The following is a 20,878-nucleotide window of genomic DNA, read 5'->3' as shown; positions in this document are numbered from 1 at the left end:
TACTCGTGGGTCTGCTATCAGCAAACAGACGGATTTCATGTATCAACCTGTCGCACTCTTTATAGGCTTACGTTACATGCGTGGGCGCGCCGCGGACCGCTTCGGTCGCTTTGTCTCCTGGCTTTCGACTATTGGCATTACGCTTGGCGTGATGGCACTGGTGACGGTGCTTTCCGTCATGAACGGCTTCGAGCGCGAGCTGCAAAACAATATCCTGGGGCTGATGCCGCAGGCCGTTCTCTCTTCCACTCAGGGTTCCGTTAATCCGCAACAGCTGCCGGAAAGCGCGGTGAAGTTACAGGGTGTCACGCGCGTTGCGCCGCTCACGACGGGCGATGTGGTGCTGCAAAGCGCCCGTAGCGTGGCGGTCGGGGTGATGCTGGGTATCGATCCGGCGCAAAAAGATCCGCTGACGCCGTTCCTGGTCAATGTGAAACAAACCGACCTGGAAGCGGGTAAATACAACGTCATCCTCGGCGAGCAGCTTGCCGGGCAGCTCGGGGTCAACCGTGGCGATCAGCTGCGTGTGATGGTGCCGTCAGCCAGTCAGTTTACGCCGATGGGGCGTCTGCCAAGCCAGCGCCTGTTCAACGTGATTGGCACGTTTGCGGCGAACAGCGAAGTCGATGGTTACCAGATGCTGGTTAACATTCAGGACGCCTCGCGTCTGATGCGCTACCCGGCGGGAAATATCACCGGCTGGCGTCTGTGGCTTGATGCGCCACTGAAGGTGGATACCCTTAGCCAGCAGACGCTACCGGAAGGGACGAAATGGCAGGACTGGCGCGACCGGAAGGGCGAACTGTTCCAGGCCGTGCGCATGGAGAAAAACATGATGGGGCTGCTGCTGAGCCTGATCGTGGCCGTTGCCGCGTTTAATATCATCACCTCGCTCGGGCTGATGGTGATGGAGAAGCAAGGCGAAGTCGCCATTCTGCAAACTCAGGGGCTGACTCCGCGCCAGATCATGGCGGTATTTATGGTCCAGGGCGCCAGCGCCGGCATCATCGGCGCGCTGCTCGGCGCGGCGCTGGGGGCGCTGCTCGCCAGCCAGCTCAACAATCTCATGCCGATTATCGGCGCGCTGCTTGATGGCGCGGCGCTGCCGGTGGCAATCGAGCCGCTCCAGGTGGTCGGTATTGCGCTGGCCGCGATGGCCATTGCGCTGCTTTCTACGCTTTATCCTTCCTGGCGGGCTGCCGCCACTCAACCCGCTGAGGCTTTACGTTATGAATAAGATCCTGTTGCAGTGCGACAACCTGTCCAAACGCTATCAGGAAGGCACTGTGCAGACCGACGTGTTGCACAATGTGAGTTTTAGCGTGGGCGAAGGCGAGATGATGGCGATTGTCGGCAGCTCCGGTTCCGGTAAAAGTACGTTGCTGCATCTGCTTGGCGGGCTGGACACGCCAACCGAAGGCGATGTGATCTTCTCCGGGCAGCCGCTGAGTAAAATGTCGTCTACGGCGAAAGCCGAGCTGCGTAACCGCGAGCTGGGCTTTATCTATCAGTTCCACCATCTGCTGCCGGACTTTACGGCGCTGGAAAACGTCGCAATGCCGCTGCTGATTGGTAAAAAGAAACCCGCGGAAATTAATGCCCGCGCCAGCGACATGCTAAAAGCGGTAGGGCTGGGTCATCGCGGAAATCACCGTCCGTCTGAGCTTTCCGGCGGTGAGCGTCAGCGTGTGGCCATCGCCCGTGCGCTGGTCAACAACCCGCGCCTGGTGCTGGCGGATGAACCGACAGGTAACCTCGATGCGCGTAACGCAGACAGCATTTTCCAGCTTCTCGGCGAACTGAACGCCGCGCAGGGAACCGCGTTTCTGGTGGTCACCCACGATTTACAACTGGCTAAGCGGATGGGGCGTCAGCTGGAAATGCGCGACGGTCGTCTGAATGCTGAACTGACGCTGATGGGAGCGGAGTAATGGCTTCACCGTTATCGTTACTCATCGGGTTACGCTTTAGCCGCGGTCGTCGCCGGAGCGGGATGGTATCCCTTATCTCCGTGATCTCCACCATCGGTATCGCCCTGGGCGTGGCGGTGTTGATCGTGGGCTTAAGCGCCATGAACGGCTTTGAGCGTGAACTGAATAACCGCATTCTGGCCGTTGTCCCCCACGGTGAAATCGAGCCGGCTAACCAGCCGTGGTCCAACTGGCGTGATGCCCTTAACAAAGTGGAAAAGGTGCCCGGCATTGCGGCGGCTGCACCTTACATCAACTTTACCGGGCTGGTAGAGAGCGGGGTAAACCTGCGCGCCATTCAGGTGAAAGGGGTAAATCCTCGTCAGGAAGAGCGTCTGAGTGCGCTGCCGCGCTATGTGCAAAATGGCGCATGGGCAAACTTTAAGGCTGGCGAGCAGCAGATCATCATGGGCAAAGGCGTTGCCGATGCGCTGAAGGTGAAGCAGGGCGACTGGGTCTCGATCATGATCCCGAACGCCAGCGCTGATCACAAATTGCAGCAGCCTAAGCGCGTACGTCTGCACGTCACCGGTATTTTGCAGCTGAGCGGCCAGCTCGATCACAGCTTCGCGATGGTGCCGCTGGAAGATGCGCGCCAGTATCTGGATATGAGCGACAGCGTGACGGGCATTGCCATTAAGGTTAACGACGTCTTCAACGCCAATAAACTGGTGCGTGACGCTGGCAGCGTGACCAATAACTATGTCTACATCAAAAGCTGGATCGGCACTTACGGGTATATGTACCGTGATATCCAGATGATCCGCGCGATTATGTATCTGGCGATGGTGCTGGTGATTGGGGTGGCGTGTTTTAATATCGTCTCGACGCTGGTCATGGCCGTTAAGGATAAGAGCGGCGACATCGCCGTGCTGCGTACCTTAGGGGCGAAAGACGGTCTTATTCGCGCCATCTTCGTCTGGTACGGTTTGCTGGCGGGGCTGTTTGGCAGCCTCTGCGGCGTGGCGATCGGCGTGGTGGTTTCCCTTCAGCTGACGCCGATTATCAACGGGATTGAAGCGCTTATTGGCCATCAGTTCCTGTCAGGCGATATCTATTTTATTGACTTCCTGCCGTCTGAACTGCACTGGCTGGACGTTATTTATGTGCTGGTTACAGCACTTTTACTGAGTCTGCTGGCAAGCTGGTATCCGGCGCGTCGCGCAAGCCGAATTGATCCGGCGAGGGTATTAAGTGGCCAGTAATTTCGTCATGGTTTAGCGGTCTTTTGGCCGCTGAATCAAACAGAGGAATGCATCATGTATTACGGATTTGATATTGGCGGCACCAAGATTGCGCTCGGCGTGTTCGATAAAGACCTTAAGCTACAATGGGAAACCCGCGTACCCACGCCGCGCGAAAGCTACGATGAATTTTTAACCGCCATTGCCGCGCTGGTGGCGCAAGCGGATGAACGCTTTGGCGTCAAAGACAGCGTCGGCATTGGTATTCCGGGTATGCCCGAAACCGACGATGGCACGCTGTATGCCGCCAACGTTCCTGCCGCCAGCGGCAAACCGCTGCGTGCCGATCTTTCTGCTCTCCTTGAGCGCGACGTGCGCTTAGACAACGATGCCAACTGTTTTGCTCTCTCAGAGGCCTGGGACGACGAGTTTCGTCGCTATCCGCTGGTGATGGGGTTGATTCTCGGAACCGGCGTGGGGGGCGGGATAATCATTAACGGTAAGCCCATTACCGGGCGCAGCTACATTACCGGCGAATTTGGTCATATCCGTCTGCCGGTGGATGCGCTGGATGTTGTCGGACGTGATTTCCCGTTTATCCGCTGCGGTTGTGGTCAGCACGGCTGTATTGAGAGCTACCTTTCAGGCCGTGGGTTTGCATGGCTTTATGAACACTTCTATCATCAGAAACATGACGCCCCCCAAATCATTACCCTGTGGGAACAAGGGGATGCGCAGGCGCGAGAGCACGTTGAACGCTATCTCGACCTGCTGGCCGTGTGCCTGGGGAATATCCTGACCATCGTCGACCCGGATCTGCTGGTGATCGGGGGAGGGCTGTCAAATTTCACTGCGATTACAGAACAGTTGTCCGGGCGTCTGCCCCGACATTTATTGCCGGTCGCCCGCGTGCCGCGCATTGAGCGTGCGCGACACGGGGACGCAGGAGGCATGCGCGGAGCCGCATTCCTTCATCTCACCGATTAGTTTACGAGGTTATTATGCTGTCGCGTCGCCAGGGTCGACTCAGCCGTTTTCGCAAAAATAAACGCCGCTTACGTGAACGCCTGCGTCAGCGGATCTTTTTCAGAGACAGGATGATGCCAGAAGCGATGGATAAACCCAGAGTGGTGGTGTTGACCGGGGCGGGGATCTCCGCCGAATCCGGTATTCAGACCTTCCGCGCGGCGGACGGACTGTGGGAAGAACACCGAGTTGAAGATGTGGCGACGCCGGAAGGTTTCGCCCGCGACCCGGCGCTGGTACAGGCGTTCTACAACGCCCGCCGTCGCCAGCTTCAGCAGCCGGAGATTGCGCCGAATGCGGCGCACCTGGCGCTGGCAAAGCTGGAGGAAGCGCTGGGGGATCGTTTTCTGCTGGTCACGCAGAACATCGACAATCTTCACGAAAGGGCCGGAAACCACAACATCATTCACATGCACGGCGAACTGCTCAAGGTGCGGTGCGCATGGAGTGGTCAGGTGCTGGACTGGAAAGAGGACGTGCTGGACGAAGACCGCTGCCACTGCTGTCAGTTCCCTTCGCGTCTGCGTCCGCATGTGGTCTGGTTTGGCGAAATGCCGCTGGGAATGGATGAGATCTACAGCGCCCTGGCTATGGCGGACGTCTTTATCGCCATTGGTACCTCAGGACATGTCTATCCGGCGGCAGGATTTGTTCACGAAGCGCGACTGCAAGGTGCCCATACGGTGGAGCTTAATCTGGAGCCAAGCCAGGTCGGGAGCGAGTTTGAAGAGAAACATTACGGTCTGGCGAGCGAGGTGGTGCCAGCCTTTGTGGATAAACTCCTGAAGGGGCTGTAAGAGTAACGGGCGACATTGCGTCGCCCGTTGTGCATTAACGGCCTGCTTTTAGCTTCTGATAATACTCTTCATACAGGCGGCTCGCGTCACCGACGTCGTTCTGCCATTCCCCTTTGCTGATGGTTTCAGCGTCCGGATAAAGCGATTTATCATTTGCCACTTCAGGGCTTAACAGCTTCCGCGCGGCCAGGTTTGGCGTCGGGTAGCCGATGGTTTCCGCCACCTCTTTTGCCACATCCGGGCGCAGCAGGAAATTGATCAGCTTCAGGGCGCCCTCGACGTTTTTCGCATTCGCCGGGATCGCGAGGCTGTCCATCCAGAAGATGCCGCCCTCCTTCGGCCAGACCACCTCCAGCGGCGTCCCGGCCTGACGCGCCACAAACGCAGAGCCGTTCCAGACCATACCCAGATTCACTTCACCTTCCATATACGGGTTAGCCGGGTTATCCGAGTTGAACGCCGCCACGTTTGGCATCAGCTTTTTCAGTTCGTTATACGCCGCTTCGATCTCTTTCGGATCGGTGGTGTTACCGGAATAGCCGAGTTTACGCAGCGCAACCTGGAACACTTCGCGCGCATCGTCGGTTAACAGCAGGCTGCTTTTGTATTCCGGCTTCCACAGGTCAGCCCAGGATGAAACCGTTTTTGGATCAATGGCATCGCTGTTGACGCCAATTGCCGTCGCGCCCCAGATGTACGGAATGGAGTAGTCGTTGTTCGGGTCGAACGGCTTGTTTAGCATCTCAGGATCGAGGTTTGAAAAATTGGTTAGCTTCGTTTTGTCGATCTTCTGGATCATGCCTTCTTTGCGCATCTTGTCGACGAAATAGGTCGACGGCACCACCAGGTCATACGCGCCATCTTTATAGGTTTTGAGCTTGGCGTACATGGTTTCATTCGACTCGTAGGTCGAATAGATCACCTTGATGCCCGTCTCTTTGGTGAACTGCTCCAGCAGGCCCGGCGGCACATACTCGGTCCAGTTGTAGAAATAGAGCGTTTTGCTGTCATCAGCATGCGCGGCGCCCATTCCGAGCACCAGTGCCGCAGCGGCAAGCATTTTTTTCATTTCTGTGTCCCCTGAGATTTTGTTTTATCACGAGCAATAACCTGGCTGGCAATTACCAGAACCAGCGATAACACCAACAGAATAGTCGCCAGCGCGTTCACTTCGGGTGAAACACCGACTTTAACCATTGAGTAGATCTTCAACGGCAGAATTTCATAGCTCGGCCCGGTGACGAAGGAGGACACGACCACGTCGTCCATCGACAGGGTAAAGCTGAGCAGCCATCCTGCTGCCACGGCGGGCATCGCCAGCGGCAGAATGATTTTGCGCAGAATGGTCATCTCGCTCGCACCCAGATCTTTCGCCGCTTCCAGCATGCGTACGTCGAACCCTTTCAGACGCGCGTAGACGGTTACCACCACAAACGGCAGACAGAAGGTGATATGCGAGAACAGCAGCGACCAGAAACCGAGTTGGACGCCCAGCAGCATAAACAGCACCAGCAGTGAAATGGCCATCACGATATCCGGGGACATCATCACCACAAACAGCATGCCACTGACGAACGGCTTACCGCGAAAACGGTAGCGGTACAGCGCCACGGCGGTCAGCGAGCCAATCAGCGTCGCGAAGGTGGCAGAGAATACCGCCATCGTCAGCGAGTGCTGAGCGGCCTGTAGCAGGCTGTCATTGTTCATCAGCAGGCCATACCATTTGGTGGTAAACCCTTGCCAGTTGATCCCGAAGCGTGAGCTGTTAAAGGAGTTCACGATCAAAATGATTATCGGAATATAGAGATACGCATAAATGGCGGTCATAAAACCGCCGCGAAGCAGTCGACCGATCATTCCAGCTCCACCTTCTTATTCAGCAGGCGTGATGCACGCCAGTAAACCAGCAGCATCAGCCCCATCACCACCGTCAGCGTTATGCTGGTGGCCGAGCCGAACGGCCAGTCGCGGATATTCAGGAACTGGCTCTTAATCACGTTACCGATCAGCAGGTTTTTCGCCCCGCCCATCAGGTCCGATACGTAGAACAGGCCCATCGCAGGCAGCATGACCAGCAGACAGCCGGCGATAATACCCGGCATGGTCAGCGGAATAATGATGCGGACAAAGGTTTGTAACTTACTGGCGCCCAGGTCTTTCGCCGCTTCCAGCAGCGGTTTATCGAGCTTTTCAATGCTGGAGTAGAGCGGCATCACCATAAACGGCAGCAGGATATAGACCAGGCCGACAATCACCGCGCCCGGGGTGAACATGATGCGGATCGGCGTCTCGATCACCCCCAGCCACAGCAGAAACTCGTTCAGATAACCTTTGGTGCTGAGGAAGATTTTCAGCCCGTAGATGCGGATTAACGAGTTGGTCCAGAAGGGTACAATCAGTAAAAACAGCAGCAGCGGCCGTACTTTTTGCGGCAGGCGGGCCAGGAACCAGGCGAATGGATACCCCAGCACCAGACAGGCGAGGGTAGCAATCAGCGCCATATTGAGCGAGTGCAGCAGCACGTCAAAATAGAGCGGATCGAGCAGGCGCGCGTAGTTGTCCAGCGTAAAGACCATCGCGACGAAGTTCGCGTCGTCGCGGGTCAGGAAGCTGGTTACGATGATCATCAGGTTGGGTAGAAAGACAAACAACACAAGCCAACCGACGATCGTGGCAATCACCACATTCTGGAACTTACTTGTGTTCTTCATCAGCCAGTACAACCTCCCAGCTTTCTACCCAGTTGATGACCATTTTCTGATCCAGCGAGTGGTCGAAGTCCGGATCGTCCTCGTTAAAGAACTCGCTGACCATCACCATTTTGCCGTTTTCCAGTTCCACAACGGATTCGAGGGTCATCCCTTTGTAGTTGCGTTCGCGAACGTAACCGATCAGACCTTCGACGTCAGCAGTGTCGTGGATCTCATCAACGCGGAGATCTTCCGGACGCAGCAGGACGTTGAGCTTTTGCCCCTTCTCGACGGCAAAGTTGACGGTAATATTGCATTCGCGGCCTTCCACGTTCGCGCGAACGCGCTGCTCGTCCAGATGCTCGATCACCGTGGCGTTAAAGATATTGATTTCGCCAATAAAGCTGGCGACGAACAGGTTTTTCGGCTCTTCGTAAATTTCACGCGGGGTGCCATCCTGCTCAATCTTGCCGTCGCGCATCACCACGATACGGTCTGACATGGTCAGGGCTTCTTCCTGATCGTGCGTGACAAACACGAACGTGATGCCGAGCTTACGCTGAAGCGCTTTCAGCTCGTTCTGCATCTGCTTGCGCAGCTTGTAGTCCAGCGCGGAGAGGGATTCATCCAGCAGGAGCAGGCGAGGTTTGTTGACCACGGCGCGGGCAATGGCCACACGCTGCTGCTGACCACCGGAAAGTTGATGCGGCTTGCGCTGGGCGAACGCCTCCAGCTGTACCATGCGCAGGGCTTCGGTAACCCGAGGTGGGATCTCGCTGGCCGGTGTTTTTTGCATCCGCAGGCCAAACGCCACGTTCTCAAACACGGTCATGTGCGGGAACAGGGCATAGCTCTGAAAGACGGTATTGACGTGGCGATCTTCGGCTGGAACCTGGGTTATGTCCTGGTTCTCAAGATGGATATGGCCGTTATCGACGCTTTCCAGCCCGGCGATAAGGCGCAGGACGGTGGTTTTGCCGCAGCCGGAGGGGCCGAGCAGCGTGAGAAACTCACCGTCATTGATGGTCAGATTAAGGTCGGAAATGACATCTTTGCCATCGAAACTTTTACGAATTCGTTCCAGTTGCACCAGCGGTGAAAGGGAACGGGGTTGTGTATTCAATTTTCGCGCTGTCCCATATAGACGCCTCAGGCAGCAGACTGAAGCGGGGTTTGTGTGTAACCACCTTGGTGACTCGTAATGAGGGCGGACATTCTACGGCAAACCTATTGAATCGCCAATCCTTCTCACTTATTCATAAGCTACATTTATTAACGCACAACGATATAAACGTAAAAAGTTCTCGTTTGCGGGATAAAAGTGACCTGACGCAATATTTGCGTTTTGCTGCTTAATGATAATGTTGTCACAAAAAGTGAGGGTGACTGCATGGATAAACTACTTGAGCGTTTCTTACATTACGTTTCGCTGGATACCCAATCTAAGCCGGGGGTCCGACAGGTGCCAAGCACCGAAGGCCAGTGGAAGCTGCTAAATCTGCTGAAAGAGCAGCTGGAGGCCATGGGGCTGGTTGATGTCACGCTCAGCGAAAAAGGGACCGTGATGGGAACGCTGCCGGCGAATATTGACGGCGATATCCCGGCAATTGGCTTTATTTCTCATGTCGATACCTCACCTGATTTTAGCGGTAAACACGTAAACCCGCAGATTGTTGAAAACTATCGCGGCGGTGATATTGCGCTGGGCATTGGCGACGAAGTGCTGTCGCCGGTGATGTTCCCGGTACTGCATCAGCTGCTGGGGCAGACGTTAATCACCACTGACGGCAAAACCTTGCTGGGGGCCGATGACAAAGCGGGCATCGCCGAGATCATGACGGCGCTGGCGGTGCTGAAGGGCAAAAATATCCCACATGGCGATATCCGCGTGGCCTTCACGCCGGATGAAGAGGTTGGAAAAGGCGCAAAACACTTTGACGTTGAGGCGTTTAACGCGCAGTGGGCCTACACCGTCGACGGTGGCGGCGTGGGTGAACTGGAGTATGAAAACTTTAACGCGGCATCGGTGACGATCAAAATCGTCGGGAATAACGTGCACCCGGGGTCTGCGAAAGGGGTGATGGTGAATGCGCTGTCGCTGGCTGCGCGTATTCATGCGGAAGTGCCCGCCGAAGAGAGCCCGGAGATGACGGAAGGGTATGAGGGTTTTTATCATCTGACCAGCATCAAGGGGACCGTGGACAGCGCGCAGATGCACTATATTGTCCGCGATTTCGACCGCAAAGCCTTTGAAGCACGCAAACGTAAGATGATGGAGATCGCGAAAAAGGTCGGCAAGGGGCTACATCCGGATTGCTATATTGAACTCATCATCGAAGACAGCTATTACAATATGCGCGATAAGGTGATGGAGCATCCGCATATTCTTGATATCGCCCAGCAGGCGATGCGCGATTGTGACATCGAGCCGGTGATGAAACCGATCCGTGGCGGTACCGATGGTTCACAGCTGTCGTTTATGGGCCTGCCGTGCCCGAACCTGTTTACCGGTGGATATAACTACCACGGCAAGCATGAATTCGTGACGCTGGAAGGGATGGAGAAAGCGGTGCAGGTGATCGTGCGGATAGCGGAGTTAACCGCGAAGCGGTAATGTTTTATGCCGGGTGGCGGCTACGCCTTACCCGGCCTACATTTCGATCGTAGGCCCGGTAAGCGCAGCGCCACCGGGCAATGGGCAAGGAGTGCCAATGTCAAACTACCGCCGCCACTACATCCCCGGTGGGACCTGGTTTTTCACCGTCAATCTGCAAAACCGCCAGAGCGATTTACTTACTCGCCACATCGACAGCCTGCGTTCCGCTACCGCCACGGTTAAGCGTGCGAAGCCCTTTACCATTAACGCCTGGGTTATCCTGCCTGAACATATGCACTGTATCTGGACCCTGCCGGAAGGAGACAGTGACTTTTCAGCGCGCTGGCGCGACATCAAAAAAACGTTTAGCCGCAACATTGAAATGCGCCACGTCTGGCAACCGCGTTTCTGGGAGCACACTATTCGCAATGAGCAGGATTATCGGCGGCATATGGATTACGTCTACATCAATCCGCTGAAGCATGGCTATGTCGGGAAAGTCGTCGACTGGCCATATTCAACGTTTCATCGGGACGTGCGGGAAGGGTTATATCCGGCAGACTGGGCGGGTGAGATTGAGGATTTTGCGGCGGGGGAGCGGAAGTAAAACAAAGCCGGGTGGCGGCTACGCCTTACCCGGCCTACATTTCGATCGTAGGCCCGGTAAGCGCAGCGTCACCGGGCATTAAAGCGGCTCAGTCCTCAAAAAACCAGTACCCGCTGTTCACCAGCGCGGCCAGCATGGCGAGGAAGGAGGGATCGTCCAGTGCGTCGCCAAAGGTATCCGCAGTCAGCACCATATGGCTGGCAATCGCTTCCAGCGCCGGGCGATGCGGAGAGTCCAGGCGCTCGCCGTTGACGAATACCTCTTCGCCAATGCGCAGTACGCGTAATCCGCCCAGACGAACCAGCTTATCGCCCTGCTGGAGCGCATCATAAATTTCATCTGCCTGATACGGCGGCTCTGGCGGTGCGACGTCCAGTTCGTGACGCGACTGGCTGATAAACTCGCCAAACCACTGTCTGAAGTGCTCCGGTTCGTTGATCAGATCCAGCATCATCCCGCGCAGCTTATCCAGCTCCTCTGGCAGAATATCCGCCGGGTGTTCACGCGCCGGAACGTCCGGATCGCTGTAACGGTAGCTGCCCAGCTCACGCTGTAAAACATAGTCAGCAAATCCGCTGATCATCTCGCGCCCGCTTGGCGCGCGGAAACCAACCGAATAGTTCAGCGAGTTCTCCAGGGAATAACCTTCATGCGGGAAGCCCGGTGGGATATAAAGAATGTCGCCTGGTTCCAGCTCTTCATCAATGATCCCTTCAAACGGATCAACCTGAAGCAGATCCGGGTGCGGGCAGTGCTGCTTCATTGGCACTTTTTCGCCCACGCGCCAGCGACGGCGACCGGTACCCTGAATGATAAACACGTCGTACTGATCCAGATGCGGACCCACGCCGCCACCGGGAACGGAGAAGGAGATCATCAGATCGTCCATTCGCCAGTCTGGCAGGGCGCGGAAGGGACGCATTAAGGCTGCGGTGGGTTCGTGCCAGTTGTTGACCGCCTGCACCAGTAAAGACCAGTTGTTTTCGCCCAGGTGATCGTAGCTTTCAAAGGGACCGTGGCTGACCTGCCATTTCCCGTCCTGGTGGCTCACCAGACGGCTGTCTACCTCGTTTTCCATCGCCAGACCAGCGAGTTCGTCAGGAGAAATAGGGTCGATAAAATTGCTGATCCCGCGTTTAAGAACGACCGGGCGTTTTTGCCAGTAACGTTCAATAAATTCGGGCCAGTTAAGCGTTAATTGATAATCCATATTTTTGTATTCCGCAGGCTCTTACTGAGACGGATTATAACGGAAGCACCGCCCCCTGACTGCGAGATCCGCGTATTTTTCACATTTCGGGTCAACTATCGTTCGATACGGGATGCTGGCGGCCAAAAATGACTTCCATACGGGCACCGCCCAGCAAACTTTCACCGGTTTCAATCTTGCCCTCGTACTGATCGACGATTTCCCTGGCGACGGATAATCCGACGCCCTGGCCTGGCCGCAGCGTATCGGCGCGCTGGCCGCGATCGAACACCACTTCGCGTTTATTACGGGGAATGCCAGGACCATCATCCTCAACGATAATATGCAGTTCGTTATCCGTTACCCGCGCGGACACCTCGACAAACTCCAGACAATATTTGCAGGCGTTATCGAGCAGGTTTCCCATCACTTCCATAAAGTCATTTTTCTCACCGACAAAGCTAATTTCCGGTGAGATATCCAGACTGATGTTGACCCCTTTACGCTGGTACACCTTGTTCAGCGCAGAGGTGAGGTTATCCAGCAGCGGGGCTACCGGGTGCAGTTCACGGCTCAACAGGGCGCTTCCGGAACGCATGCTCGCGCGGTGCAGGTAATAGCCGATCTGCTGTGAAATACGGCTGATTTGTTCCAGCATCACCGGCTCGGCGTCATCCATGCTCATTTTCGAACTGCGCATGGAACGCAGGGTACTCTGCATCACGGCCAGCGGGGTTTTCAGGCTGTGCGTAAGGTCGGTGAGCGTCGTGCGATACTTGTCGTAGCGTTCACGTTCGCTTTTCAGCAGGCGGTTGAGGTTGCGCACCAGGCTGGTCAGCTCACGCGTGGTCTCCGGGTTTAGCTTCTCGCGGTGATGTTCCTCCAGCTCGCGCACCTCTTTGGCAAGGGATTCAATCGGGCGGAGGCTCCACCACGCAGCAACCCACAGGAGAGGGATCACCAGCAGCAGGTTGGCAGCCAGAACATACACAAACCAGTTCCAGACCATATACGAGCGTTTCAGCTCAACCGGTATGGTATCGATCACCACAATGGTTAACTGCGGCATGTTCAGGGTGGCGGGGTAAAGGTTGATGGCCACAGAGTGGGTCATCTCCGTGTCGTCATCTTCGGCCCGGATCTCATTAAGCTTGATCTGTAAGGCGCGATCGTCACGCAGCAGGCTGCTGGTGGAGTTGAGGTCGGCTTCTATTTCATGAAAACCGTTGGTTTTCAGCCATTCCGGACGGATGCGCTTTTTCAACCACGGGACATCGCGCTGGGCCCACAGCAATTTCCCTTTTTCATCATAGATCAGCGCCAGCGTCGGGCTCTGCTGATTCAGGTTTTCCGGCATCTCGACGGTGATTCGGTTGTTCTCCCACTTCGCCAGGGTATAAAACAGGTTACTTTCGCCGCGAAGCAGGCGGAAGGTGGTTTTATCGAAGCTCACGCTATAACCGACCAACGCCACCATCCCGTAAGAGAGCGACAGCACCAGCACGACGGCGGCGGTTGCCAGCAAAAAGCGAACCCGCAGCGAAAGGGGTAAAATGTGGCGCAATATCCCTTTCATTTAGCGTAATTCGAACAGGTAGCCCTGACCACGCACGGTGGTGATCACGTCATGCGGGTACTGCGCCTGAATTTTTTTACGCAGGCGACCCATCAGTACGTCAATGGTGTGGCTTTCGCGCAGCTCGGCATCCGGATAGAGCTGAAGCATCAGGGAATCTTTGCTCACCACTTTACCGTTGTTACGGATCAGCGTTTCCATGATGGTGTATTCGAATGCGGTCAGCTTGATCACTTCATCATTAATAGAAAATTCGCGGCGAGAGAGGTCCACCTGGAACGGCGGCAGAGAGATAACCTGTGACGCCAGCCCGCTGTTGCGGCGCAGCAGCGCCTGCATACGCGCAGCGACTTCTTCAATATGGAAGGGTTTGGTCACGTAGTCATCCGCGCCAGCGCTCAGGACTTCAACCTTGTCCTGCCAGCCTTCGCGGGCAGTCAGCACCAGCACCGGCAGGGAAACGTCATGGCTACGCCAGCGGCGGATAAGGGACAATCCGTCTTCATCCGGCAGCCCTAAATCGACAATGGCGATGTCCGGCAGGTGTTCATTGAGATAATAATCGGCCTCTTTTGCGTCTTCAGCATCATCCACCTGATGACCCATCTCCTGAAGTTGAACTTTCAGGTGATGACGTAGCAATGCGTTATCCTCAACAACCAGTACGCGCATCATCACTTCTCCCTTTATAAATGGTATGAATAGTTTAACGCTGATTATTCAGGTTGACACCAGCGCAATGAAATTAAATGATTTTTTCATGCTCCCGAACACAGGGGGGATGACGCCAGGCACCTGATTATTAAGTATGTTGACCTGAGCCTGGTTCATATCACCCACCCAACTCACGTAAGCCTCATGCGCCCCCAGCAGGCGCGGGTAATATAAACTGACTTGTTTTCGCAAGCTTTCGCAATCCCGATAAAACAGCCATCCGTTTATGAACTGTTGAAGGCGAGTCGCTTTTTGGACAGCACGGGCACGCCAGTTTTGTAAATATTGCCCTTTTTTTTGTAAGGATGTTCTCACTATGCCTGGCTTTGTCTACGCTTATTTTATGGTGCGAAATTAGATTTGCATAAGATGTGCCAGAAAAGCAGCATTTTTACACAACAAAACAGCAATATAGCGAGTAAAGAGGACTTTATGGAATGGAAGGTTGTTGAGACTATTGCGAGCCCGGAAAGCGGAACCATCTTTTGCAAAGTTGAAACACAGTATGGCCTGAATTATATCCTGTGGTTAAAGGGAGATTATTACGTTCGTACAGGTGAAATCATCACCACTTCAAACCAGGGGATCCTGATTAACGATCGGCGGCGTAGAGTATGGATAGCGCAGGCAATGCCCTTTACATCAATAGGCTGGATGGGGTTCAAACAGAAAAACGCGTGTCCAGGCAACCGACAGGAGATGGATCGCCCGTGCACGGCTGAAACCCCGTGCCAGTTCAAACTGTGCCCGTTCGGCTTAAAACGGTATATTCCGGAAAGTTATTCCACGGCAAAAAATAACAATCAGCCTGACGGCAGGCTCTAATCCCGGCAAAACAGATAATGTGACGTGAAATGTCGGCTCGATGATGAAAAGCAGCCCCCTTTCCGGGTGGAAAGGGGGAAGGGCGATTACTTCAGCTCGTCAACCATAGCGATGGCACGGCCAATATAGTTTGCCGGGGTCATCTCTTTCAGGCGCGCTTTTTCTTCTTCTGGCAGCGCCAGACCGTCGATAAACTGTTTCATACCTTCAGCATCAACGCGTTTACCGCGGGTCAGCTCTTTGAGTTTCTCGTACGGTTTTTCGATGCCGTAACGACGCATCACGGTCTGAATCGGCTCCGCCAGCACTTCCCAGTTGTGATCCAGCTCGTCCAGCAGACGGTCGCGGTTAACTTCCAGTTTGCTCACACCTTTCAGGGTGGACTGGTAGGCGATCAGCGCGTAGCCAATACCTACGCCCAGGTTACGCAGCACCGTGGAGTCAGTCAGGTCGCGCTGCCAGCGGGATACCGGCAGCTTGCTCGCCATATGCTGCAACACGGCATTCGCCAGACCCAGGTTACCTTCGGAGTTTTCGAAGTCGATTGGGTTCACTTTGTGCGGCATGGTGGACGAACCGATTTCCCCGGCGATGGTCTTCTGCTTGAAGTGGTTCAGGGCGATGTAACCCCATACGTCACGATCGAAGTCGATCAGGATGGTGTTGAAGCGCGCAATGCAGTCAAACAGCTCGGCGATGTAGTCGTGCGGCTCAATCTGGGTGGTGTACGGGTTCCACTGGATCCCCAGAGAGGTCACAAACTCTTCGCTGAACTGGTGCCAGTCCACTTCCGGGTACGCGGCGATGTGGGCGTTGTAGTTACCCACCGCGCCGTTGATTTTGCCGAGGATCTCAACCTGCTCCAGCTGACGATACTGGCGTTCCATGCGGTACGCCACGTTCGCCATCTCTTTACCCATGGTGGATGGGGTTGCTGGCTGGCCGTGAGTACGGGACAGCAGCGGAATGTCGCGGTATTCCACGGACAGCGCTTTCACCGCATCAATGATTTTACGCCAGTAAGGGAGTACTACCTCTTTCCGCGCGGTAGAGAGCATCAGCGCGTGAGACAGGTTGTTAATATCTTCAGACGTACAGGCGAAGTGAATAAATTCAGATACCGCGTGCAGGGCAGGGACGCTTGCCACTTTCTCTTTCAGGAAGTATTCAACCGCTTTCACGTCGTGGTTGGTGGTGCGTTCGATGGTTTTAATGCGCGCGGCATCTTCTTCGCTGAACTCAGCAACGATTTTATCAAGGTAATCGTTTGCCTTTGCGTCAAAAGCAGGAACTTCCTTGATTGCTGTCTGGGCGGCCAGCTTTTGCAGCCAGCGTACTTCAACCTGAACACGGAACTTCAGCAGGCCATATTCGCTGAAGATCCCGCGCAGCGCGCTGACTTTATCGCCGTAGCGTCCATCGACAGGGGATACGGCGGTCAGTGAGGATAATTCCATAATTCGCAACTCCGGGAGGTTAACAATGAGCAAGAATTTGTTTTGCCTGAGTCGTCAGGCGATGACGAGAAAACATTAACTGTAGGCGGCCACCGCCGACCTGTTGCCACAGCACGGCGGCACGGATGCCTGCCAGCAGCGAAGCGCGTACCTTCGCCTGTACCTGTGGGCTTTGCAATACGGCAGGCGAACCGGTGACCTGAATACGCGGGCCTAGCGGGCTAATCACGTCAACGTAGATACCGGCCATCGCGCTGAGCAGGGTTTCAGACTGGAGGTCAAAGTGGTCGAGCTGGCGCTGTAGCCCGGCGATGCGGTCGCCCAGGGTATTCATTGCGCCTTTTGCCGCATTAAGCTTACGTTCCAGCACCATCAGGCTTAAGGTGTAGCGGGTCAGTTCCGCGTTCAACCCCTGACGGTTGCTGGCGTTGAGCACGCCGAGCAGAGTTTCAAGACCGAGACGAAGATTGGTTTCACTGCCGCCAAAGACGCCCAGCGTGGAGCCTGGGTTAAGATCGATAACGCTGTTGAGTGAAACGTGCAGGGCATCAGCGTCGCAATGACCCTGATGCGCCAGCTGTTGCACCAGACGGGCTGACTGGCAAATTCCCGCCAGCGCCAGGGTGATGTCATAATAGTTCTTCGCCACACGGTCTCCTTTATGTGTGCAAACGGTTTAAACAGCAGGCAGCGGCAGGCGCTGTTCAATGATCCCACCGCCGAGGCAAATTTCGCCGCTGTAGAAAACAGCAGACTGGCCAGGGGTAACGGCGGAAACCGGCTCGTCGAAACGCACGTCAATGCGATCGTCATCCAGTGCGGTTACGGTGCAAGGGATGTCCGTCTGGCGGTAGCGCGTTTTCACTGTGCAGCGTAGCGTGCCTTTCAGCGGCTCGCGATCGACCCAGTGCAGCTGTTGCGCGATCAGTCCAACGGACATCAGGCGCGGGTGGTCGTGACCCTGAGCCACAACCAGAATATTGTTTTCGACGTCTTTGTCGACCACGTACCACGGATCTTCGCTGCCCTCTTTGGTGCCGCCGATTCCCAGACCTTTACGCTGGCCGAGAGTGTGGTACATCAGCCCCTGGTGCTGACCAATCTCATCGCCGTCAACGGTGACGATTTTGCCCGGCTGTGCAGGCAGGTAGCGCCCCAGGAACTCGCGGAATTTACGCTCGCCGATAAAACAAATACCGGTGGAGTCTTTTTTCTTCGCGGTAATCAGATCCAGATCTTCAGCAATCTTACGCACTTCCGGCTTTTCCAGCTCGCCGACCGGGAACAGGCTCTGGGCAATCTGTTCGTGGCTCAGCGTATAGAGGAAGTAGCTCTGATCTTTGTTGCCGTCCAGGCCGCGCAGCAGCTGGCTTTTGCCATTCACATCCGCGCGACGCACGTAGTGGCCGGTCGCAATGTAGTCTGCGCCCAGGTCTTCCGCGGCGAATTCGAGGAAGGCTTTGAATTTGATCTCTTTGTTGCACAGGATATCCGGGTTTGGCGTGCGGCCCGCTTTGTACTCTTCGAGGAAGAGTTCAAAAACGTTGTCCCAGTATTCTGCGGCAAAGTTAACGGTGTGCAGTTCGATGCCGAGCTTATCGCACACGGCCTGCGCATCGGCGAGATCCGCAGCGGCAGTGCAGTATTCCTCGCCATCGTCTTCCTCCCAGTTCTTCATGAACAGGCCCTCCACCTTATAGCCCTGTTGCTGCAACAGGTAGGCGGAAACGGAGGAATCGACACCGCCGGACATGCCGACGATTACTTTTTTCTGGCTGTTATCTGACATGGAATACTCACGACATTGAACTTCAAGGCGGCGTATTCTATCACGCCCCCCCACCATTGACACCCTCTGTAAACGGCCAGTTAAACTCTGCAATGATATCCAGCGGCAGGCGCGCCGCAGACTGCCAGCAGCGGATGCTTTCCGCCACCAGCGGCGAACGCAGGTTTGGCGCGTTCAGGATCTCCTCGGCAGTCACCCACAGGCAGCGATCGATATCGTCGTCGTGCGGTTCAGTGGCGCACGTTTCGTTAAGTTCAACGGCGAATAAGAAGCGCAGGAAAGGCGTCTGGTCAGGCGCTATCCACTGATGCATACGGATAAAATGCTGCGGTTCGGCGCGGATACCCGTCTCCTCCCACAGCTCACGGGCTGCCGCCTGGCGTAAGGTTTCATTGGCTTCAAGATGCCCGGCAGGCTGGTTCCACAGCGCTTTGCCGTTGATGGTTTCTTCCACCACCAGGAATTTCCCCTGCGCATGGACCACGCAGGCGACCGTAACATGAGGTTTAAACATCAGTTCTCCTTAGGGGTAACATCCCGCCATTCCCCGTTTGCCAGCGAGTCCAGCGTGTAGCTGCCCATGGCATAGCGAATGAGTCGCAGGGTAGGGAAGCCCACATGCGCAGTCATGCGCCTGACCTGTCGGTTGCGGCCTTCATAAAGGGTGATTTTAAGCCAGCTGGTGGGAATGGATTTCCGCTCACGAATCGGCGGGTTGCGCGGCCATAGCCACTCGGGTTCATTCACGCGCTCAATACCAGCCGGCAGGGTGGGACCGTCGTTCAGCGTTACGCCGTTACGCAGTTTTGCCAGCGACGCGTCGTCCGGCTCGCCTTCAACCTGCACAAAGTAAATTTTCCCGGTACGCTTGCCCGGCTGAGTGAGCCTGGCCTGGAGCACGCCGTCATTGGTGAGCACCAGCAACCCTTCGCTGTCACGATCCAGACGTCCCGCCGCGTACACTCCCTGAACGGGAATAAAGTCCTTCAGCGTGCTGCGCCCGGCCTCGTCGGTAAACTGCGGCAATACATCGTAGGGTTTATTGAACAGTATGACCCGCGTTGGCTGGGGTTCTGGCGTTCTTCTGGTGGCTTGTCGTGAGCTGAATCGCTCAACCCGGTGTTTTCTAAAAGAAGTTTTCGTCATGGTATTTTCAGGCGTTATCAATTGCCGCATTATAGCCTAATAACGAAGACCTTTCATGGCGTCGGACAATCAGGTACTATCGGAAGGCTCATTACAATTTATTAACATAAGATCAGTAACAACCAGAAGCGCTCGAAGGAGAGGTTAATGGAAAGCAAAGTAGTTGTTCCGGCGGAAGGTAAAAAGATCACCCTGCAAAACGGCAAGATTAACGTTCCTCACAACCCGATTATCCCGTTCATTGAAGGCGACGGTATCGGCGTAGACGTTACCCCGGCAATGCTGAAAGTGGTTGATGCCGCTGTTGAGAAAGCCTACAAAGGCGAGCGTAAAATTTCCTGGATGGAAATTTACACCGGTGAAAAATCGACTCAAGTTTATGGCCAGGACGTCTGGCTGCCAGCCGAAACGCTGGACCTGATCCGCGACTATCGCGTTGCTATCAAAGGCCCTCTGACCACGCCAGTTGGCGGCGGCATTCGCTCCCTGAACGTGGCGCTGCGTCAGGAACTGGATCTATATGTGTGTCTGCGTCCGGTGCGTTACTACCAGGGCACCCCAAGCCCGGTTAAGCACCCGGAACTGACCGACATGGTTATCTTCCGTGAAAACTCAGAAGACATCTACGCCGGTATCGAATGGAAAGCGGACTCTGCTGATGCAGAAAAAGTGATTAAATTCCTGCGCGAAGAGATGGGCGTGAAGAAAATTCGCTTCCCTGAGCATTGCGGCATCGGCATCAAGCCATGCTCCGAAGAAGGGACCAAGCGTCTGGTGCGTGCCGCCATCGAATACGCTATCACCAACGATCGTGACTCTGTGACCCTGGTTCACAAAGGCAACATCATGAAGTTCACCGAAGGCGCGTTCAAAGACTGGGGCTACCAGCTGGCGACCGAAGAGTTCGGCGGTGAACTGATCGACGGCGGCCCATGGCAGAAAATTAAGAACCCGAACACCGGTAAAGAGATCATCATTAAAGATGTGATTGCCGATGCGTTCCTGCAACAGATCCTGCTGCGACCTGCTGAGTATGACGTGATCGCCTGTATGAACCTGAATGGTGACTACATCTCCGATGCGCTGGCCGCACAGGTGGGTGGTATCGGTATCGCCCCGGGCGCGAACATCGGTGACGAGTGCGCCCTGTTCGAAGCAACTCACGGTACTGCACCTAAATACGCAGGCCAGGACAAAGTCAACCCAGGCTCTATCATTCTATCCGCAGAGATGATGCTGCGTCATATGGAATGGTTCGAAGCCGCAGACCTGATCGTTAAGGGTATGGAAGGCGCGATTAACGCGAAAACCG

21 protein-coding genes and 1 pseudogene are annotated in these 20,878 nt (G+C 55.3%); 9 read left to right on the top strand and 13 right to left on the bottom strand.

The genetic code is table 11. The features are described from left to right. Positions 1–37: 37 nt before the first annotated feature. From lolC to cobB, 5 genes are read left to right on the top strand one after another with little or no spacing between them, the layout of a single operon-like run. Positions 38–1,237, top strand: a complete 1,200-nt coding sequence (lolC, locus tag H2Z33_RS22145) for a lipoprotein-releasing ABC transporter permease subunit LolC (RefSeq protein WP_017384712.1) — start codon at positions 38–40, stop codon at positions 1,235–1,237. After that, the gene (gene lolD / locus H2Z33_RS22140; RefSeq protein ID WP_015570809.1) at positions 1,230–1,931 is read left to right on the top strand and encodes a lipoprotein-releasing ABC transporter ATP-binding protein LolD; all 702 of its coding nucleotides are present in this window, start codon (positions 1,230–1,232) and stop codon (positions 1,929–1,931) included. Before lolC ends, lolD begins: the two co-directional genes overlap by 8 nt. After that, positions 1,931–3,175 carry a lipoprotein-releasing ABC transporter permease subunit LolE gene (gene lolE / locus H2Z33_RS22135; RefSeq protein ID WP_032619921.1) on the top strand — a complete coding sequence of 415 codons (1,245 nt, stop codon included), beginning with the start codon at positions 1,931–1,933 and terminating at the stop codon, positions 3,173–3,175. The genes lolD and lolE overlap by 1 nt, the downstream gene beginning before the upstream one ends. Positions 3,176–3,229: 54 nt before the next feature. Then, positions 3,230–4,141, top strand: a complete 912-nt coding sequence (gene nagK / locus H2Z33_RS22130; protein WP_063135243.1) for an N-acetylglucosamine kinase — start codon at positions 3,230–3,232, stop codon at positions 4,139–4,141. 14 nt (positions 4,142–4,155) lie between these two features. Next, positions 4,156–4,977: a Sir2 family NAD+-dependent deacetylase gene (gene cobB / locus H2Z33_RS22125; RefSeq protein WP_006809226.1), complete on the top strand. Its 822-nt coding sequence runs from the start codon at positions 4,156–4,158 to the stop codon at positions 4,975–4,977. Between the two features lie 34 nt (positions 4,978–5,011). On the opposite strand, the gene potD is transcribed toward cobB, so the two are convergent. From potD to potA, 4 genes are read right to left on the bottom strand one after another with little or no spacing between them, the layout of a single operon-like run. Next, the gene (gene potD / locus H2Z33_RS22120) at positions 5,012–6,046 is read right to left on the bottom strand and encodes a spermidine/putrescine ABC transporter substrate-binding protein PotD (RefSeq protein ID WP_015570806.1); all 1,035 of its coding nucleotides are present in this window, start codon (positions 6,044–6,046) and stop codon (positions 5,012–5,014) included. Continuing rightward, positions 6,043–6,834: a spermidine/putrescine ABC transporter permease PotC gene (gene potC, locus H2Z33_RS22115; protein ID WP_015570805.1), complete on the bottom strand. Its 792-nt coding sequence runs from the start codon at positions 6,832–6,834 to the stop codon at positions 6,043–6,045. Before potC ends, potD begins: the two co-directional genes overlap by 4 nt. Further along, positions 6,831–7,688, bottom strand: coding sequence for a spermidine/putrescine ABC transporter permease PotB (gene potB / locus H2Z33_RS22110; RefSeq protein ID WP_017693625.1), 858 nt, complete (start codon positions 7,686–7,688; stop codon positions 6,831–6,833). Before potB ends, potC begins: the two co-directional genes overlap by 4 nt. Continuing rightward, positions 7,672–8,820, bottom strand: coding sequence for a spermidine/putrescine ABC transporter ATP-binding protein PotA (gene potA, locus H2Z33_RS22105; protein ID WP_165505914.1), 1,149 nt, complete (start codon positions 8,818–8,820; stop codon positions 7,672–7,674). Before potA ends, potB begins: the two co-directional genes overlap by 17 nt. A gap of 237 nt (positions 8,821–9,057) precedes the next feature. Here potA and pepT point away from each other — a divergent pair, with 237 nt between their 5' ends. Next, a complete protein-coding gene (gene pepT / locus H2Z33_RS22100; RefSeq protein ID WP_006809220.1) occupies positions 9,058–10,281 on the top strand; it encodes a peptidase T in 1,224 nt (407 codons plus the stop codon). Positions 10,282–10,378: 97 nt separating this feature from the next. Further along, positions 10,379–10,870, top strand: coding sequence for an REP-associated tyrosine transposase (locus H2Z33_RS22095; protein ID WP_017384707.1), 492 nt, complete (start codon positions 10,379–10,381; stop codon positions 10,868–10,870). Between the two features lie 88 nt (positions 10,871–10,958). Here the strand turns inward: H2Z33_RS22095 and H2Z33_RS22090 are convergent, their stop codons facing one another. From H2Z33_RS22090 to H2Z33_RS22075, 4 genes are all read right to left on the bottom strand, one after another. Continuing rightward, entirely contained in the window at positions 10,959–12,080 is a 1,122-nt protein-coding gene (locus tag H2Z33_RS22090; protein WP_017384706.1) for a cupin domain-containing protein, read from the bottom strand. A 91-nt stretch (positions 12,081–12,171) separates the two neighbouring features. Next, positions 12,172–13,635 (bottom strand): two-component system sensor histidine kinase PhoQ, encoded by a 1,464-nt coding sequence (gene phoQ / locus H2Z33_RS22085; RefSeq protein WP_045141472.1) that lies wholly within the window; start codon positions 13,633–13,635, stop codon positions 12,172–12,174. Beyond that, positions 13,636–14,307, bottom strand: coding sequence for a two-component system response regulator PhoP (phoP, locus tag H2Z33_RS22080; RefSeq protein WP_026094318.1), 672 nt, complete (start codon positions 14,305–14,307; stop codon positions 13,636–13,638). A gap of 48 nt (positions 14,308–14,355) precedes the next feature. After that, the gene (locus H2Z33_RS22075) at positions 14,356–14,664 is read right to left on the bottom strand and encodes a hypothetical protein (RefSeq protein ID WP_045338859.1); all 309 of its coding nucleotides are present in this window, start codon (positions 14,662–14,664) and stop codon (positions 14,356–14,358) included. Between the two features lie 45 nt (positions 14,665–14,709). Here H2Z33_RS22075 and H2Z33_RS22070 point away from each other — a divergent pair, with 45 nt between their 5' ends. After that, positions 14,710–15,174 (top strand): hypothetical protein, encoded by a 465-nt coding sequence (locus H2Z33_RS22070; protein ID WP_169805005.1) that lies wholly within the window; start codon positions 14,710–14,712, stop codon positions 15,172–15,174. An 86-nt stretch (positions 15,175–15,260) separates the two neighbouring features. On the opposite strand, the gene purB is transcribed toward H2Z33_RS22070, so the two are convergent. Genes purB through rluE form a run of 5 tightly spaced genes read right to left on the bottom strand, consistent with a single transcriptional unit; the run spans position 15,261 to position 19,596 of the window. Further along, on the bottom strand, positions 15,261–16,631 hold the full coding sequence (gene purB, locus H2Z33_RS22065; protein WP_017693620.1) for an adenylosuccinate lyase: 1,371 nt from the start codon (positions 16,629–16,631) through the stop codon (positions 15,261–15,263). Between the two features lie 19 nt (positions 16,632–16,650). Continuing rightward, positions 16,651–17,280 carry a high frequency lysogenization protein HflD gene (gene hflD / locus H2Z33_RS22060; RefSeq protein WP_006809213.1) on the bottom strand — a complete coding sequence of 210 codons (630 nt, stop codon included), beginning with the start codon at positions 17,278–17,280 and terminating at the stop codon, positions 16,651–16,653. Positions 17,281–17,307: 27 nt separating this feature from the next. Then, positions 17,308–18,420 carry a tRNA 2-thiouridine(34) synthase MnmA gene (mnmA, locus tag H2Z33_RS22055; protein WP_032103856.1) on the bottom strand — a complete coding sequence of 371 codons (1,113 nt, stop codon included), beginning with the start codon at positions 18,418–18,420 and terminating at the stop codon, positions 17,308–17,310. A gap of 40 nt (positions 18,421–18,460) precedes the next feature. After that, positions 18,461–18,934 (bottom strand): NUDIX hydrolase, encoded by a 474-nt coding sequence (locus H2Z33_RS22050; RefSeq protein WP_015570797.1) that lies wholly within the window; start codon positions 18,932–18,934, stop codon positions 18,461–18,463. Beyond that, on the bottom strand, positions 18,934–19,596 hold the full coding sequence (gene rluE, locus H2Z33_RS22045) for a 23S rRNA pseudouridine(2457) synthase RluE (RefSeq protein WP_017693618.1): 663 nt from the start codon (positions 19,594–19,596) through the stop codon (positions 18,934–18,936). The genes H2Z33_RS22050 and rluE overlap by 1 nt, the downstream gene beginning before the upstream one ends. A gap of 117 nt (positions 19,597–19,713) precedes the next feature. Between rluE and icd the strand changes: the two are divergent. Next, positions 19,714–20,878, top strand: a pseudogene (gene icd / locus H2Z33_RS22040) (NADP-dependent isocitrate dehydrogenase); the annotation flags it as partial.

It is taken from the genome of Enterobacter sp. YSU, assembly GCF_016082135.1.
Lineage (GTDB): Bacteria > Pseudomonadota > Gammaproteobacteria > Enterobacterales > Enterobacteriaceae > Enterobacter > Enterobacter hormaechei_C.
Note: the sequence above shows the minus strand (reverse complement) of the source record. Positions and strands in the feature narration are given on the sequence as shown.

What these genes read in the sequence shown, in the direction of transcription:
- lolC (WP_017384712.1), top strand. Translation starts at nt 38, where the DNA reads ATGTATCAACCTGTCGCACTCTTTATAGGCTTACGTTACATGCGTGGG.
- lolD (WP_015570809.1), top strand. Translation starts at nt 1,230, where the DNA reads ATGAATAAGATCCTGTTGCAGTGCGACAACCTGTCCAAACGCTATCAG.
- lolE (WP_032619921.1), top strand. Translation starts at nt 1,931, where the DNA reads ATGGCTTCACCGTTATCGTTACTCATCGGGTTACGCTTTAGCCGCGGT.
- nagK (WP_063135243.1), top strand. Translation starts at nt 3,230, where the DNA reads ATGTATTACGGATTTGATATTGGCGGCACCAAGATTGCGCTCGGCGTG.
- cobB (WP_006809226.1), top strand. Translation starts at nt 4,156, where the DNA reads ATGCTGTCGCGTCGCCAGGGTCGACTCAGCCGTTTTCGCAAAAATAAA.
- potD (WP_015570806.1), bottom strand. Translation starts at nt 6,046, where the DNA reads ATGAAAAAAATGCTTGCCGCTGCGGCACTGGTGCTCGGAATGGGCGCC.
- potC (WP_015570805.1), bottom strand. Translation starts at nt 6,834, where the DNA reads ATGATCGGTCGACTGCTTCGCGGCGGTTTTATGACCGCCATTTATGCG.
- potB (WP_017693625.1), bottom strand. Translation starts at nt 7,688, where the DNA reads ATGAAGAACACAAGTAAGTTCCAGAATGTGGTGATTGCCACGATCGTC.
- pepT (WP_006809220.1), top strand. Translation starts at nt 9,058, where the DNA reads ATGGATAAACTACTTGAGCGTTTCTTACATTACGTTTCGCTGGATACC.
- H2Z33_RS22095 (WP_017384707.1), top strand. Translation starts at nt 10,379, where the DNA reads ATGTCAAACTACCGCCGCCACTACATCCCCGGTGGGACCTGGTTTTTC.
- H2Z33_RS22090 (WP_017384706.1), bottom strand. Translation starts at nt 12,080, where the DNA reads ATGGATTATCAATTAACGCTTAACTGGCCCGAATTTATTGAACGTTAC.
- phoQ (WP_045141472.1), bottom strand. Translation starts at nt 13,635, where the DNA reads ATGAAAGGGATATTGCGCCACATTTTACCCCTTTCGCTGCGGGTTCGC.
- phoP (WP_026094318.1), bottom strand. Translation starts at nt 14,307, where the DNA reads ATGCGCGTACTGGTTGTTGAGGATAACGCATTGCTACGTCATCACCTG.
- purB (WP_017693620.1), bottom strand. Translation starts at nt 16,631, where the DNA reads ATGGAATTATCCTCACTGACCGCCGTATCCCCTGTCGATGGACGCTAC.
- mnmA (WP_032103856.1), bottom strand. Translation starts at nt 18,420, where the DNA reads ATGTCAGATAACAGCCAGAAAAAAGTAATCGTCGGCATGTCCGGCGGT.
- H2Z33_RS22050 (WP_015570797.1), bottom strand. Translation starts at nt 18,934, where the DNA reads ATGTTTAAACCTCATGTTACGGTCGCCTGCGTGGTCCATGCGCAGGGG.
- rluE (WP_017693618.1), bottom strand. Translation starts at nt 19,596, where the DNA reads ATGCGGCAATTGATAACGCCTGAAAATACCATGACGAAAACTTCTTTT.